This is a genomic window from Enterobacter sp. RHBSTW-01064, assembly GCF_014103035.1.
Taxonomy (GTDB): domain Bacteria; phylum Pseudomonadota; class Gammaproteobacteria; order Enterobacterales; family Enterobacteriaceae; genus Enterobacter; species Enterobacter mori.
Map to the genome: position 1 here is coordinate 128,144 of NZ_JABXOU010000006.1, position 15,685 is coordinate 143,828.

Here is a 15,685-nt window from a genome sequence, read left to right on the forward strand (position 1 = left end):
AATGCATCAGTGGCCAAACCCGTTTATCGAACAACGTGCCGACCCGTACATTTTACGCCATGAGGGGCAGTACTATTTTATCGCCTCCGTGCCGCAGTACGACAGGCTGGCGATCCGCCGCGCAGCGTCGCTGGAAGGCTTACGTAAAGCTGAAGAAGTTGTGGTCTGGCGCAAACCCGAGACCGGCCCGATGAGCCAGTTGATCTGGGCGCCGGAACTGCACCACATTGACGGCAAGTGGTACATCTACTTTGCCGCGACGCACACCCAGGCGCTCGACGAACTTGGGATGTTCCAGCACCGGATGTTTGCGCTGGAGTGTGCCGACGGCGATCCGCTCACCGGTACGTGGACGGAAAAAGGTCAGATAAAAACGCAGTTCGACACCTTCGCACTGGACGCCACCACCTTTGTTCATCAGGGAAAACGCTGGTATCTGTGGGCGCAAAAAGCGCCGGACATCTCCGGGAACTCCAATCTTTATCTGTGCGAAATGGAAAACCCCTGGACGCTGAAAGGCGAGCCACTGATGCTCAGCAAGCCGGAGTATGACTGGGAGCGTCGCGGGTTTTGGGTCAACGAAGGTCCGGCGGTGCTGGTTCACGACGATAAGCTGTTTATCAGCTATTCCGCCAGCGCCACCGACGAGAACTACTGCATGGGGCTACTGTGGATAGACCTGAATGCCGATCCGAAAAACCCGGCAAACTGGCAAAAATCCTCGCGCCCGGTGTTCGTCACCAGTTACGAAAACCGCCAGTACGGTCCGGGACACAACAGCTTTACGCTAACGCCGGAAGGGGAAGATGTGCTGGTGTATCACGCGCGTAATTACACCGAAATTGAGGGCGACCCGCTGTACGATCCGAACCGCCATACTCGCCTGAAGCTTGTCCGCTGGGACGAAAACGGGATGCCTGATTTCGGCATCCCGCCCGCGGATACGCTTTAGTCTTTGCGGCGCGCTGGCTTACACCAGCGTGCCGTAGATAGTCAGCAACGCCACGACCACAACCACCACGAACGACGTTTTCTTCGCCATGGAGACAGCGGCTTTCGGCGTTTCAATCTTGTCGGTGTGCGGCTCACGCGCCAGCGAGAACTGCGCCAGACGCGTTAACACCTGGTACTGCGCCGTATGGCGGTCGGCAAGCGAGGCGAACCATGCGGGCAGCGCTTTTTCACCGTGACCGATTAACGCGTACACCACGCCCACCAGACGAACCGGGAGCCAGTCGAGCACGTGCAGGATGGCATCAATGCCTGACAGCAAGCGTTCATGCGGCGTCAGGTACCGGGCCAGCCAGGTCTGCCAGGCGCGCAGGAATGCATACCCCATCAGCAGTACCGGCCCCCACGGACCGCCCACCACGAACCAGAACAGCGGTGCCAGATAGTAGCGGAAGTTAATCCACAGCAGCGCGTTTTGCAGCTCGCGCAGAAACTCGCGCTCGTCGCAGTCCGGCGGCACGCCGTGGATCATCGTCAGCTCGCTCGCCATGGCTCCGCGCGCATGGGCATCGTCACGGGAGGCGGCTTTAAGATAAGCGTGATAGTGCATACGCACTTTGCCCGCACCAATGCACAGCACCCCAAGCAGGATCCACACCACCAGCAGCGGCACGTTGAAAAACAGCCCGTACAGCGAGCGCAGGAGGAGGAAGGTAATAAGCATGACGCCCGCCATCATCAACAGCGTACGCAGCATGGAAAAATGTTTGATCCGGCGGAAAATCACCTCCAGCCGGTGATCCAGATGCCAGTGCTCGCCAAGTTTAAACAGGCGTTCAGCAATCATTACCAGCAGCATGGTAAATAACGTCATGGTATCTCCTTATTCTGACGACGCGGCGAGCATGGCGCGAAACCGGGACCAGTCAAAAGCCGGACCGGGATCGGTTTTTCTCACCGGGGCGATATCACTGTGTCCGGTAATATTTTCAGCGATTGCCGGATAGAGCCCGATAAGCGTTCGGGTCACGGCCGCTAACTGTTGATACTGTGAATCGGTGTAGGGCGTGGTATCCGTGCCTTCCAGTTCGATCCCAATGGAGAAATCATTGCACCGTTCGCGCCCGTGATACATCGACACCCCAGCATGCCAGGCGCGCTTATCAAAAGGAACATATTGAACCACTTCTCCGTCGCGACGGATCAGACAATGTGCCGATACGCGCAGATGAGCAATTTCAGCAAAAAAGGGATGAGCATCGGGATCAATCGTTCCCGTGAATAACGCATCGATCCACGGACCGCCAAACTCACCCGGCGGGAGACTAATATTATGAACCACCAGCAGTGTGGGCTTTTCATCCTCCGGGCGGCAATCGTGGTGCGGCGAGGGCACGTGCCGCGCATCCACCAGCCATCCGTCTTCTAACAACATGCTGGAACTCCTTCTGTATGGTGCAATGACTCGGTTCAGAGTAGCATGTTTCAATATTATGATTCGTTACCAATTTGGAGTTTTATCATGCCGCCTCGCCGCTACAACCCCGACCACCGACGTGAAGCCCTTCTGGAACGTATTAACATGGATATCCCGGCAAGCGTTGCCCATGCGTTGAAAGAAGACCTGGGCGGTGACGTCAGCGCCGACAACGATATTACCGCACAGTTGTTGCCAAAAGAGACACGCTCCCACGCGGTCATCATCACGCGTGAAGACGGCGTTTTTTGCGGCAAGCGTTGGGTTGAAGAGGTCTTTACCCAGCTGGCAGGCGATGATGTGCAGGTAACCTGGCACGTGGAGGACGGCGACACCGTCACGGCGAACCAGCCGCTATTTGAGCTCGATGGCCCGTCCCGCGTGCTGCTCACCGGCGAACGCACCGCGCTGAACTTCGTCCAGACCTTGTCCGGGGTAGCAAGCGAAGTACGTCGCTACGTTGACCTGCTGGCCGGTACCCGCACGCAGCTGCTGGATACCCGCAAAACCCTGCCGGGCCTGCGTACCGCGCTGAAATACGCGGTGCTCTGCGGCGGCGGCGCAAACCATCGTCTGGGGTTGTCAGATGCCTTCCTGATTAAAGAGAACCACATTATTGCCTCTGGCTCCGTGCGCCAGGCGGTGGAAAAAGCCTTCTGGCTCCACCCGGACGTGCCGGTTGAAGTGGAAGTGGAAAATCTGGAAGAGCTTGAGCAGGCGATTAAGGCCGGGGCTGACATCATCATGCTGGATAACTTTGAAACCGAGCAGATGCGTGAGGCGGTAAAACTGACGAACGGACAAGCGCAGCTTGAGGTATCCGGCAACGTGACGTTCGATACCCTCCGTGAATTCGCGGAAACCGGCGTTGATTTTATCTCCGTAGGTGCCCTCACCAAGCATGTGCGGGCTCTCGATCTCTCCATGCGCTTTAAGTAATCCCGTTCTCCCCCTTCACGCGAAGGGGGAAATACAGCCTTCATCGCAAATCTTTTGCCCTTCACTGTAACGCTACGTTAAATCCCTGAAAGCCCATTCACGTTTCCTTTTTTGCCCCTCGTTTCTGCGCCCTCTCACTGCCAGAGTAGCGGCACTTAACCTAAGGAGCAGACATGAACAGACAAAAAGGATTCACGCTCATTGAGCTAATGGTGGTGATTGGCATTATTGCCATCCTGAGCGCCATCGGCATACCCGCGTACCAGAACTACCTGCGAAAAGCCGCACTCACCGATATGCTGCAAACGTTTGTCCCTTATCGCACGGCTATCGAGCTTTGCGCGCTGGACCACGGTGGCGTGGAGGGTTGTGATGCGGGCACGAACGGCATCCCCTCTCCGACGACGACACGTTATGTTTCAGCGATGAGCGTGGCGAAAGGCGTCGTGTCGTTAACGGGGCAGGAGAGCCTGAACGGGCTGGAGGTTCTCATGACGCCGCTCTGGAGCGACGGCAATGGTATGACGGGCTGGACGCGTGACTGCAAGATCGACTCTGACAGCGCACTCAAGCAAGCCTGTGAAGACGTTTTCCGCTTCGACACGCACTAACGGGAGCGGATGATGAATACCGAGCAACTCGTCGCACTCTGCCTGCGTCATCACGCCGTGCTACTGACCAGCGATAACGACACGATCAGCATTGCCGTTGCGAGAAATCCCGGCAATGAACTGATGGAAGCATTGCGTTTCGCGACGCAAAAACGGATTGATATCGAATGCTGGAGCGTTGAACGCATGGAAAAGCACCGGCAGATGGCGTCACAATCTCATCTCCCCGTCGTATCAGCACCGCACTCTGCGGTAGATATTCTCAACCACACGCTGCAGCAGGCGATAAGCCAACGCGCATCCGACATTCATATTGAACCGATGGAGCACACCTGCCAGATCCGTTTACGCATCGACGGCGTGCTTTGCCCGCAGCCGCCGCTTTCCGCGGCGCTGGCGACCATGCTCATCGCGCGCTTAAAGGTGTTGGGCAATCTGGATATTGCGGAGCGCCGTTTGCCTCAGGATGGTCAGTTTACGGTTGAGGTAGCCAACGAGCCTGTCTCCTTCCGAATCTCTACGCTCCCCTGTAGCGGTGGTGAGAAAATTGTGCTGCGCCTGCTGCATCAGGTTCAACAGGCGCTGGAACCCGCTAAGCTGGGAATGAATGCCGAACAGCTGGCCTGCTTTAACGAGGCCCTTCATCGCCCGCAAGGTTTGATCTTGGTGACAGGCCCCACCGGCAGCGGGAAAACCGTATCGCTTTACAGCGCGTTACAGGCGCGTAACACTCAGGACGTCAACATCTGCAGCGTGGAAGATCCGATTGAGATACCGCTTGCCGGGTTGAACCAGACGCAGATTAATCCCCGAGCAGGATTAACCTTCCAGAGTGTGCTGCGGGCGCTGCTTCGTCAGGATCCCGACATCATCATGGTGGGCGAAATCCGTGACGGCGACACCGCAGAGATCGCCATCAAGGCCGCGCAAACCGGGCATCTGGTGCTGTCTACGCTCCATACCAATTCAACAGCGGAGACGCTTATTCGTCTTCAACAAATGGGGGTCGCCCGGTGGATGATCTCCTCAGCGCTTTCGCTTGTGATTGCCCAGCGGCTGGTTCGCCGCCTGTGTCCCCACTGTCGCCATGAAGCCAGCGGCCGTGAAGAATTACCTCGCGATCTTTGGCCCAGGCCGCTTCCGCGCTGGCAACCTACAGGCTGCGATCGCTGTTATCACGGTTTTTATGGCCGCGTGGCGATTTTTGAAGTGCTGTCCATCGACAGCACGCTTCGGCAGGCGATTGCCAGCGGAGCAAGCATAGAAGTGATAGAGGGCAGCGCCCGTCAGGCGGGAATGACATCGCTGTTTGAGCATGGCTGTATGGCTGTAGAAGAAGGGCTCACCACGATCGAAGAGGTAGTCCGCGTCATGGGAATGCCCGATGGCTGTTAATCAACTCTGGCGATGGCGGGCGCTTACTGCGGAGGGTGAAATCCGCACGGGCACGCTTTGGGCTATCAGTCGAGAAGCCGCTTGCAGCAGCTTAGAACAACGGCATCTTCATCCGCTGGCGCTCAATCGGTCATTGCAGCGTCCTCGATGGCAGCGTCATCACTGCTACGATATCTTTCGCCAGCTCGCGACGCTGCTGCAGGCTGGCCTGACGTTGTCCCACAGCCTGCAAATGCTGGCGGAACAGCATCCGTTAAAGCATTGGCAGGCTCTGCTTCACAGCCTTGCTGACGATCTCAGTGGAGGCTGTTCCTTTTCTGCGTCAATGAATAAATGGCCGGAGGTGTTTAGCCCGCTTTATGTCTCCATGGTAAAGACAGGCGAGCTAACGGGGAAGCTGGAGGAGTGCTGTCGCCAGCTCGCACAGCAACAAAAAGCCCAGGAGCAGCTCGGTGCAAAAGTCAAAAAGGCGCTGCGCTATCCCACGATCATTCTGACCCTTGCAGCGCTGGTGGTGCTGGCGATGGTGACGCTGGTGCTGCCCGAGTTCGCCGCGATCTATAAAACGTTTAATACTCCCCTGCCCTGGCTCACGCAGGCTGTCATGGGGTTAGCCGCCGCTATTCAGGGGCACATTGTCACGCTTTTTGCCCTGCTTCTTATTTTGGCTGTTGCCGCCTGTAAGCTACGACGGCATCCGCGCTGGCAGCGCATGCTGCTGCATCTGCCCGTAATGGGCGTACTGGCGCGTGGGCAAAAATTGGGGCAGATATTTACCGTACTGTCATTAACCCAGCGAGCCGGGATCGCCTTTTTGCAAGGGCTGGAAAGTGTGGAAGAGACGGTTGAAAGCGGGTACTGGCAAACCAAAATGCGGGAGGTACGCGAACATATCGAGCAAGGAATGCCCGTGTGGTCAGCCTTTCAGCAGGCATCTGTCTTTACACCGCTGTGCATACAGCTGATTCGAACCGGTGAAATCGCGGGTGCGCTTGATGTGATGCTGGCGAACCTTGCCCGCCACCATACGGAACAAACATTTCAACAAGCAGACAATCTGGCTGCGCTTCTGGAGCCACTGTTGTTGATTGTGACAGGGTTGATTATCGGCACGCTGGTGGTCGCAATGTATCTGCCGATATTCCATCTGGGGGATGCCATGAGTGCGGGATAGTACAGAATAGTGCTGGCGCACGGACATGCGCCAGCCAGCGGTATTACAGGCTATTGAAAACGCGGTTTTCCTGTTCCTGAACGCGAATAAACGTTGTGCGTTTCGTCAGCTCTTTCAGGCGGGATGCTCCCACGTAGGTGCAGGCCGAGCGCAGGCCGCCGAGGATATCGCGCGCGGTATATTCAACCGGGCCGCGCAATGGCAGCTTCACGGTTTTGCCTTCCGCCGCACGGTATTTTGCCACGCCACCGACGTGACGGGTCATCGCGGATTCAGAGCTCATACCGTAGAACAGCATGAATTTCTCGCCATCTTCTTCAACGACGGTACCACCACTCTCTTCGTGGCCTGCCAGCATACCGCCGAGCATCACGAAGTCCGCACCGCCGCCAAAGGCTTTCGCAACATCACCCGGCATGGTGCAACCACCATCGCTGATGATCTGACCGCCCAGGCCGTGCGCGGCGTCAGCGCATTCAATCACGGCAGACAGCTGCGGATAACCGACACCGGTTTTCACGCGCGTAGTACATACGGAACCCGGACCAATGCCTACTTTTACAATATCTGCACCGGAGAGGATCAGTTCTTCACACATTTCACCGGTCACCACGTTGCCCGCAATGATGGTCTTAGTCGGCCAGGCTTCACGCGCTTTGCTGACAAACTGGACGAAGTGTTCGGAATAACCATTCGCCACATCAATGCACACAAAGTTAAGCGCCGGGTTAGCGTTCAGGATCTGTTTGGTTTTTTCGAAATCCGCGTCTGAGGTGCCAGTAGAGACCATCACATGCTTCACCACATCCGCGGATGCAGAGGCGACAAACGCATTCCACTCTTCGGTACTGTAGTGTTTGTGAACCGCGGTAAGAATATCGAACTGTGCCAGGGCCGTTGCCATCTCAAAGGTACCGACCGTATCCATATTGGCAGCGATAATCGGCACGCCAGACCAGGTCTGACCGGAATGTTTAAAGGTGAATTGACGTTCGAGTTCAACGTCTGAGCGACTTTTCAGTGTAGAGCGTTTAGGGCGGATAAGAACGTCTTTAAAACCTAACTTCAGATCTTCTTCGATACGCATGTGCGGATTCCTGGGGTTAGAGGCAAATATGTTAAAAGCACAACTCCAGTGACGTTATCATACGCACTAATACCTGCTCCGCAAGACTGCGAAATTCTCTTTTTTTACGTTACAATCCTATAAATTTACCTGGTAAAAAGCAGGTAACGAGAGCTAAACACTCGCGGTAGAAAGTTTGAATTTCAACCAATTGATTTTAATAATGAATAATTCCCAGGATTCGATTTAATGGGGTATATCGTCGCATTAACCGGCGGCATCGGTAGTGGAAAAAGTACCGTTGCGGACGCGTTTTCTCGTCTGGGTATCACGATTATTGATGCCGATATCATTGCCCGTCAGGTGGTAGAGCCAAATACACCCGCACTCAAGGCCATCAAGGCACACTTTGGCCCCGTCATCCTCAATGCGGATGGCACGCTCAATCGCCGCCTGCTTCGTGAATGCATTTTTTCTGATTCTGCAGAAAAAGCCTGGCTTAATGCCCTGCTGCATCCCATTATCCACCAGGAAACCCAGCGTCAGATTGCCGCAGCACGTTCGCCTTATGTGCTTTGGGTCGTTCCACTGTTGGTAGAAAATCAGCTGCAACATAAAGCCGATCGGGTATTGGTGATAGATGTCTCCCCCGAAACGCAAATCCTACGAACCGTGGCGCGGGATCGGGTCTCACGTGAACATGCTGAACACATTCTTGCCGCACAGGCCACGCGCGCTCAGCGCCTTGCCGTTGCGGATGATGTTATTGATAATAACGGCGCACCAGATGCCATTGCATCGGATGTTGCCCGTCTGCACGCGCAGTATCTGACGTTCGCCGCGCAGGCCGTTGCACAGGAAAAACCATAATGTCGACCCACATCCTTTTTGAGCACCCGCTTAACGAAAAAATGCGTACCTGGCTACGCATCGAATTTCTCATTCAACAGCTTTCGCATCATCTGCCTGTTAACGATCATGCCACCGCCCTGCATTTCTTCCGCAACGTTGGCGATCTGCTGGATGTGATTGAACGCGGCGATGTCCGCACAGAATTGCTCAAAGAGTTGGAGCGCCAGCAGCGTAAATTACAGGCATGGACAGAAGTGCCAGGCGTAGACCAGAGCCGTATCGACGCGCTCCGCCAGCAGTTGAAAAGCAGCAGCGCCATTTTGATGGCCGCGCCGCGCGTCGGGCAGTTTTTGCGTGAAGATCGCCTGATCGCTCTGGTGCGCCAGCGTCTCAGCATCCCTGGCGGTTGCTGCAGCTTCGACCTGCCGACCCTGCACATGTGGCTTCATATGCCGCAGGCACAGCGTGACGCGCAGGTGAACAGCTGGCTGGCAAGCCTGGAACCAATGAATCAAACGCTCTCGCTGATCCTCGATCTTATCCGTAACTCAGCCCCGTTCCGCAAGCAAACCAGCCTGAACGGTTTCTACCAGGATAACGGGGATGATGCCGATCTGTTACGCCTGAATTTATCGCTGGGTGAGCAGCTTTACCCGCAAATTTCGGGGCATAAGAGTCGTTTTGCGATTCGCTTTATGCCGCTGGACAGTGAAAATGGCACCGTGCCGGAACGCCTCGATTTTGAACTGGCCTGTTGTTAAGGAGTGCCGATGTCTGACGTAACCACCGTAAACTGCCCGACCTGTGGCAAAACCGTTGTCTGGGGCGAAGTGAGCCCTTTTCGCCCATTCTGTTGCAAGCGCTGCCAGCTCATTGACCTGGGCGAATGGGCCGCGGAAGAGAAACGCATTCCAAGCGAAGGCGATCTCTCTGACAGTGATGACTGGAGCGAAGAGCAGCGATAGCCTTTAATGCCTGCTGGCGCTTCGCTTAGCAGGCCTACAGGTTGCCCGTCAGGCGGGATATGACGGGCGCATTTGCCGGAGGAAATTTGTCGGCATCACTTGCCTTTAGCGCAACCCAGTTACCCGGCTGTCCCTCTTTCCCCCAGGGCTCGCCTTCCCAGCTTTCCACCAGCCAGAACCACAGCGTGATGTGCCTGTCCGGGAACTGGTATTCGAGCTTATCAAACAGCGTTGCGCCAAGCGGGGTGATCCCCACCTCTTCCTGAAGCTCCCGAACCAGCGCCTGTTCCGGCGTTTCACCCGACTCGATTTTTCCGCCAGGAAACTCCCACTTGTTCGCCATATGGGCGTCGGCAGCGCGCTGGGTGATGAAAATTTGGTTTTGCGGGTTGCGAATAATCCCGACGGCAATTTGCAGTGTTTTCATATTGTGACTTCCATAAAAAAGGCGCAGTAATCTGCGCCTTTTCGGGTTGTTAACGTCTTAGCTCAGACGGCCGTGGCACGCCTTGTACTTTTTACCGGAACCACATGGGCACGGATCGTTACGGCCCACTTTACGATCGCCAGTCTGCGCTGCGATCGCCGCTGCGGCTTCGCTTTCGTCAGTCTGGTGACTCAGCTGTTGCATCTGTGCCAGACGCTCAGCTTCTTCACGACGCTGCTGCTCCATCGCTTCTACTTCTTCCGGCATACGCACCTGAACTTTGCTCAGAGTGCTGATAACTTCATACTTCAGCGATTCCAGCATAGCGGCAAACATGGAGAAGGATTCACGCTTGTACTCCTGCTTCGGATCTTTCTGCGCATAGCCGCGCAGGTGGATACCCTGGCGCAGGTAGTCCATCGCCGCCAGGTGCTCTTTCCACAGGGAGTCGAGCGTCTGCAGCATCACGCCTTTTTCGAAGTGACGCATCATCTCTTCGCCAACGACTTCTTCCTTACGCTTGTAGACGTCCAGCGCAGTTTCGAAGATACGTTCACGCAGCGTCTCTTCGTGCAGCTCAGGCTCTTTGTCCAGCCACTCTTTGATTGGCAGCTCAAGGTCGAAATCATTTTTCAGACGTTCCTGCAGACCTTCGATATCCCACATTTCCTCCAGAGACTGCGGAGGAATATGCGCATCGATCGTCGCTTTGAACACGTCTTCACGGATACTGTTGATGGTTTCACTCACGTCGGACACGTCCAGCAGTTCGTTACGCTGGGTATAGATTGCACGACGCTGATCGTTGGCAACATCATCATATTCCAGCAGCTGCTTACGAATATCGAAGTTACGGCTTTCCACTTTACGCTGTGCGTTAGCAATCGCTTTGGTGACCCATGGGTGCTCAATCGCTTCGCCAGGCTTCATACCCAGTTTACGCATCATGCCGGACACGCGGTCGGAGGCAAAAATACGCATCAGCGCATCTTCCATAGACAGGTAGAAGCGAGAAGAACCGGCATCACCCTGACGGCCCGCACGGCCACGCAGCTGGTTATCGATACGACGAGATTCGTGACGCTCGGTACCAATGATGTGCAGACCACCCGATGCCAGCACGGCATCGTGACGCACCTGCCAGTCGGCTTTGATCTGCGCAATTTGTTCTGGTGTTGGGTTTTCCAGCTCCGCCACTTCGGCCTGCCAGCTACCGCCGAGCATAATATCCGTACCACGACCCGCCATGTTGGTGGCGATGGTCACGGCTCCCGGATAACCCGCCTGCGCAACGATATCTGCTTCTTTGGCGTGGAATTTGGCGTTAAGAACGTTGTGCTTAATGCCCGCTTTAGTCAGCTCGTTGGAAACCACTTCGGATTTCTCAATGGAGATGGTCCCCACCAGCACCGGCTGGCCCGCCGCGGTACGATCGCGAATATCTTCGATGATCGCCTGAATTTTTTCCGCTTCGGTCATGTACACCAGATCCGGCATATCCTTACGGATCATCGGACGGTTGGTAGGAACAACCACGGTATCCAGCTTGTAGATAGAGCTGAATTCAAACGCTTCGGTATCTGCAGTACCGGTCATCCCTGCCAGCTTCTCGTACAGACGGAAGTAGTTCTGGAAGGTAATAGACGCCAGCGTCTGGTTTTCGTTTTGAATATCAACGCCTTCTTTCGCTTCAACCGCCTGGTGCAGACCGTCAGACCAGCGACGCCCTTGCATAGTACGGCCGGTATGTTCATCAACGATGATCACTTCACCGTCTTTAACGATGTAATCAACATCGCGAGTGAACAGCGCGTGCGCGCGCAGTGCGGCCGTCACGTGGTGCATCAACATGATGTTAGTTGGAGAGTAAAGAGACTCACCCTCTTCCATAATGCCCTGAGCCACCAGCAGTTCTTCAATCTGAACCAGACCACGTTCGGTCAGGTTAACCTGGCGCGCTTTTTCATCAACAGAGAAGTGACCTTCACCCTGGAAGGTATCGGAGTCTTCTTTCTCCTGACGCAGCAGGTGCGGAATGATTTTGTCGACTTTACGGTACATTTCAGAGCTGTCTTCGGCCGGGCCGGAGATGATCAGCGGGGTACGCGCTTCATCGATCAGGATGGAATCCACCTCATCCACCAGCGCATAGTGCAGCTTGCGCTGTACGCGCTCTTCAGGGCTGAACGCCATGTTGTCGCGCAGGTAGTCGAAGCCGTATTCGTTGTTGGTGCCGTAGGTGATGTCTGCGTTATAGGCTTCACGCTTGGCTGGTGCAGGCAGACCGGACATGTTGATGCCCACGGTCAAGCCTAAGAATTCAAACAGCGGGCGGTTGTTTTCGGCGTCACGCTGTGCCAGATAGTCGTTGACGGTAACGACGTGAACGCCTTTACCGGTCAGTGCGTTCAGGTAAGCGGGCAGCGTCGCGGTCAGGGTTTTACCTTCACCGGTACGCATTTCCGCGATGCAGCGCTCGTTGAGCACCATACCACCCAGCAGCTGCACGTCGAAGTGACGCATACCGAAAACGCGTTTACTCGCTTCACGCACGACAGCGAACGCTTCCGGGATCAGGCTTTCCAGGGTTTCGCCTTTTTCCAGACGCGCGCGGAACTCCGCCGTTTTCGCCTTCAGCTCGTCATCTGACAGCTTTTCCATCGCCGGTTCCATACCGTTGATGACGGCAACAGCTTTACGCATACGGCGCAGGGTACGATCGTTACGACTACCAAAAACTTTGGTTAATAATTTGATTAACATAATAAATTCTCAAACGCCCCAGATGGGCAGATAAATTAAGGTATTGAAATAAGGTTAATTTAGCTGAGGCGTTGCGGTCCGGCACGGATGCCGTGAACCTGGCTTATCCATGTCGAGACAGAAAATGTGGCAGGCGGAATGAATGCGAATTGCGCCGTCTGACGAACCATGACCGGCGGCTGGCTGTCCTGCGTGAGCAGCGCGTTGAGCGTGTCCAGCAGAGCAAGGTGCTGAGCCTGAACCGGCAGCGTCTCTTCAGCAACAGGCATGGTCTGCGGTGCCATCGCGAAGGACAGATGACGGATAACCGTGCGGATGGCGTGTTGATGCCAATAATCAACCGAGAAGTTTGGGCGGCGATTCGCTTCAAGCAGTGCGAGGTTGGTAAAATTAACCCGCGTGGTGAGATCGTGCTTGGTGGTGGAGGTTTTTGTCGGTGTTGCCGCTTCAGCACTGTTGCTGAGCGCAGGCAAGCCGAGGCTCGCCGCGACCATCCCCAATAAGAGATGCGGCCAGAAGTAACGTCTGCCAAATTGTCGCCAGCGCGTCAGTATTCCGCTCACTTGCTCCACCCAATAAGCCAGCCTTGCAGAGGCTGAGTTCAGTTATTCTTTTTAGCGCCCAGATATTACCACTAAAGCCAATGCGCAGCAGCAGGAATGACGTAATGCAGCAGGGAAAAACGGTCAAGAATGCAGCTAACGCACAGATTTTCTACGCCAGACGGGCGTGAGGATAAACCGGGGAAAACAAAGAAGTGTAAAAATAAAAACGACTGGTCTTCCTGGTCGGAGAGAGTACCAGGTTAACCAGTCGATTTTTTACGAACGGTATAGACCGTTACGCCAGAACCATGTTTGGTGCTTTGAAGGCCAGCGGCAGTTCAGCTTCGTCTTCAAAGGTCACATATTCCCAGGCTTCCTGTTTTGCCAGGACGGCCTGCAACAATTTGTTGTTCAGCGCATGACCGGATTTAAACGCGGTAAATGCACCAATGATGTTGTGACCACACATAAACAGGTCGCCGATCGCATCCAGCATTTTGTGACGAACGAATTCATCTTCAAAACGCAGGCCGTCTTCGTTCAGTACGCGATAATCGTCAACAACGATGGCACAATCGAAGCTACCGCCCAGGCACAGGCCGCGGGACTGCAGATATTCGATATCACGCATAAAGCCGAACGTACGAGCACGGCTGATCTGACGCATAAACGCATCAGCAGAGAAGTTCATCGCATAGCGCTGGGTGCTGGAGTCAATCGCCGGATGGTTAAAGTCGATGGTAAAGTCCAACGAGAAACCATTGTACGGTTTGAATTCAGCCCACTTGTCGCCATCTTCGACACGAACGGTCTCTTTGATGCGAACAAATTTCTTCGCGCAGTTCAGTTCTTCGATGCCGGCATCCAGCAACAGATAGACGAACGGTGCAGCACTACCATCCATGATCGGGATTTCTGGTGCATCGACTTCAACAATAATGTTGTCGATACCCAGACCCGCCAGGGCGGCGTTCAGGTGCTCTACGGTAGAAATCCGCACGTCATGCTCGTTCACCAGGCAAGTACAGAGCATTGTATCACGCACAGATTTGGCATCGGCCGGAAAATCTACCGGTGGATTCAAGTCGGTGCGACGATAGATGACCCCGGTATTGGCCGGCGCAGGGCGCAGCGTCAGGGTGACTTTCTTGCCGGTATGTAAACCGACACCAGTCGCCTGAACGATACGTTTAAGTGTCCTTTGTTTGATCATCGTATAATCTCGCCAAATTAACTATCCAACCGAGAGTGTATATCACTAACGGTGGGCCAGTTTAGCACAAAGAGCGAAAATCCCCAAATTCCAGCCAATTCCTAGTCAGCTTGCTTACGCAGGAACGCCGGGATATCCAGATAGTCTGGCTCTTTTGCCGTTTGTGGAGTCGGGTCGTTTACCACTTTCGCGGCCGGTTTCTGCTCCTGAGTCAGTGGAGACATACCGTGCTGCTGGTAACGATCCATCACCGGCTGCTGAGTCTGTTTGTTGGTGACCAGCGTGATCTCAGGACGCTTGTCCATACCGATACCGGTGGCAACAACAGTGACGCGCAATTCGTCGTTCATTTCCGGGTCAAGGGAGGTACCGATTACCACGGTAGCGTTGTCAGAGGCGAACGCACGGATGGTGTTACCCACGGTTTCGAACTCATCCAGACGCAGGTCAAAGCCAGCGGTAATGTTGACCAGCACGCCGCGCGCACCAGACAGATCGATATCTTCCAGCAGTGGAGAAGAGATAGCCATTTCAGCCGCTTCTTCTGCACGGTCTTCACCGCTCGCCACGCCAGAGCCCATCATCGCGTAGCCCATTTCGGACATCACGGTACGAACGTCTGCAAAGTCAACGTTCATCAGACCAGGGCGGGTAATCAGTTCAGCGATACCCTGAACCGCGCCTTTCAGCACGTCGTTTGCTGCGCCAAAGGCGTCCAGCAGGGAGATACCGCGACCCAGAACTTTCAGCAGTTTGTCGTTCGGGATGGTAATCAGAGAGTCCACATGTTTGGACAGCTCGGTGATACCCTGCTCCGCGAAGGCCATACGCTTCTTGCCTTCGAAGTTGAAAGGCTTGGTCACGACAGCAACGGTCAGGATACCTAAATCTTTTGCCACTTCAGCCACGACAGGTGCTGCACCGGTACCGGTACCGCCGCCCATGCCCGCTGCGATGAAGACCATATCCGCACCTTCCAGTGCAGCACGCAGGGCTTCACGATCTTCTTCAGCCGCGTTGCGACCGACTTCCGGGTTAGCCCCAGCGCCCAGCCCTTTGGTGATGCCACCGCCGATCTGGATAGTCTGGCCAACTGCCGTCTTACGCAGTGCCTGCGCATCGGTGTTAACTGCAAAGAATTCAACACCTTCAATGCGTTCACGTACCATATGCTCTACGGCGTTACCGCCGCCGCCACCGACGCCGATGACTTTAATCACCGCGTCGTTGGTCAGTTCCATAGGTTCAAACATAATTTCTCTCTCCGTTGTGCCTGTCGCCCGAGACCGCTAATTCTCTCCGGTCTC

Annotated in this window: 16 protein-coding genes; 8 read left to right on the plus strand and 8 right to left on the minus strand. The window is 55.1% G+C overall.

All coding sequences use genetic code 11. The features are described from left to right. Window position 1 precedes the first annotated feature (1 nt). Window positions 2-952 carry a family 43 glycosylhydrolase gene (locus HV355_RS18030; protein ID WP_108417082.1) on the plus strand — a complete coding sequence of 317 codons (951 nt, stop codon included), beginning with the start codon at window positions 2-4 and terminating at the stop codon, window positions 950-952. An 18-nt stretch (window positions 953-970) separates the two neighbouring features. Here the strand turns inward: HV355_RS18030 and ampE are convergent, their stop codons facing one another. Together ampE and ampD are read right to left on the minus strand one after the other, a co-directional pair. Further along, window positions 971-1,825, minus strand: a complete 855-nt coding sequence (gene ampE / locus HV355_RS18035; RefSeq protein WP_182402899.1) for a beta-lactamase regulator AmpE — start codon at window positions 1,823-1,825, stop codon at window positions 971-973. Between the two features lie 9 nt (window positions 1,826-1,834). Next, the gene (gene ampD / locus HV355_RS18040; RefSeq protein ID WP_108417083.1) at window positions 1,835-2,386 is read right to left on the minus strand and encodes a 1,6-anhydro-N-acetylmuramyl-L-alanine amidase AmpD; all 552 of its coding nucleotides are present in this window, start codon (window positions 2,384-2,386) and stop codon (window positions 1,835-1,837) included. 87 nt (window positions 2,387-2,473) lie between these two features. Between ampD and nadC the strand changes: the two genes are divergently transcribed. The 4 genes from nadC to hofC all read left to right on the plus strand — a co-directional run bounded on the left by nadC (window position 2,474) and on the right by hofC (window position 6,547). Beyond that, window positions 2,474-3,367, plus strand: a complete 894-nt coding sequence (gene nadC, locus HV355_RS18045) for a carboxylating nicotinate-nucleotide diphosphorylase (protein ID WP_010426944.1) — start codon at window positions 2,474-2,476, stop codon at window positions 3,365-3,367. A gap of 173 nt (window positions 3,368-3,540) precedes the next feature. Beyond that, window positions 3,541-3,978, plus strand: a complete 438-nt coding sequence (gene ppdD / locus HV355_RS18050) for a prepilin peptidase-dependent pilin (RefSeq protein ID WP_182402901.1) — start codon at window positions 3,541-3,543, stop codon at window positions 3,976-3,978. 12 nt (window positions 3,979-3,990) lie between these two features. Further along, entirely contained in the window at window positions 3,991-5,373 is a 1,383-nt protein-coding gene (gspE, locus tag HV355_RS18055; protein WP_182403016.1) for a type II secretion system protein GspE, read from the plus strand. Further along, window positions 5,363-6,547 (plus strand): protein transport protein HofC, encoded by a 1,185-nt coding sequence (gene hofC, locus HV355_RS18060; RefSeq protein ID WP_174341047.1) that lies wholly within the window; start codon window positions 5,363-5,365, stop codon window positions 6,545-6,547. Before gspE ends, hofC begins: the two co-directional genes overlap by 11 nt. A gap of 43 nt (window positions 6,548-6,590) precedes the next feature. Here the strand turns inward: hofC and HV355_RS18065 are convergent, their stop codons facing one another. After that, the gene (locus tag HV355_RS18065; protein ID WP_089599177.1) at window positions 6,591-7,634 is read right to left on the minus strand and encodes a GMP reductase; all 1,044 of its coding nucleotides are present in this window, start codon (window positions 7,632-7,634) and stop codon (window positions 6,591-6,593) included. A gap of 228 nt (window positions 7,635-7,862) precedes the next feature. Between HV355_RS18065 and coaE the strand changes: the two genes are divergently transcribed. Genes coaE through yacG form a run of 3 tightly spaced genes read left to right on the plus strand, consistent with a single transcriptional unit; the run spans window position 7,863 to window position 9,430 of the window. Then, entirely contained in the window at window positions 7,863-8,483 is a 621-nt protein-coding gene (gene coaE / locus HV355_RS18070) for a dephospho-CoA kinase (RefSeq protein WP_108417088.1), read from the plus strand. Then, window positions 8,483-9,226 (plus strand): cell division protein ZapD, encoded by a 744-nt coding sequence (zapD, locus tag HV355_RS18075; RefSeq protein ID WP_010426958.1) that lies wholly within the window; start codon window positions 8,483-8,485, stop codon window positions 9,224-9,226. The genes coaE and zapD overlap by 1 nt, the downstream gene beginning before the upstream one ends. 9 nt (window positions 9,227-9,235) lie before the next feature. After that, entirely contained in the window at window positions 9,236-9,430 is a 195-nt protein-coding gene (gene yacG, locus HV355_RS18080) for a DNA gyrase inhibitor YacG (protein ID WP_010426960.1), read from the plus strand. 34 nt (window positions 9,431-9,464) lie between these two features. Here yacG and mutT read toward each other — a convergent pair whose 3' ends face one another. The 5 genes from mutT to ftsZ form a co-directional block, all read right to left on the minus strand. Further along, the gene (gene mutT / locus HV355_RS18085) at window positions 9,465-9,857 is read right to left on the minus strand and encodes an 8-oxo-dGTP diphosphatase MutT (protein ID WP_108417089.1); all 393 of its coding nucleotides are present in this window, start codon (window positions 9,855-9,857) and stop codon (window positions 9,465-9,467) included. A 57-nt stretch (window positions 9,858-9,914) separates the two neighbouring features. Next, window positions 9,915-12,620, minus strand: coding sequence for a preprotein translocase subunit SecA (gene secA, locus HV355_RS18090; RefSeq protein WP_108417090.1), 2,706 nt, complete (start codon window positions 12,618-12,620; stop codon window positions 9,915-9,917). Window positions 12,621-12,679: 59 nt separating this feature from the next. Further along, window positions 12,680-13,183 carry a secA translation cis-regulator SecM gene (gene secM, locus HV355_RS18095; RefSeq protein WP_029484933.1) on the minus strand — a complete coding sequence of 168 codons (504 nt, stop codon included), beginning with the start codon at window positions 13,181-13,183 and terminating at the stop codon, window positions 12,680-12,682. A gap of 277 nt (window positions 13,184-13,460) precedes the next feature. Further along, on the minus strand, window positions 13,461-14,378 hold the full coding sequence (lpxC, locus tag HV355_RS18100; RefSeq protein ID WP_010426966.1) for a UDP-3-O-acyl-N-acetylglucosamine deacetylase: 918 nt from the start codon (window positions 14,376-14,378) through the stop codon (window positions 13,461-13,463). Between the two features lie 101 nt (window positions 14,379-14,479). Beyond that, complete coding sequence (gene ftsZ, locus HV355_RS18105) at window positions 14,480-15,631, minus strand: cell division protein FtsZ (protein ID WP_008501978.1); 1,152 nt, start codon at window positions 15,629-15,631, stop codon at window positions 14,480-14,482. Window positions 15,632-15,685: the final 54 nt, after the last annotated feature.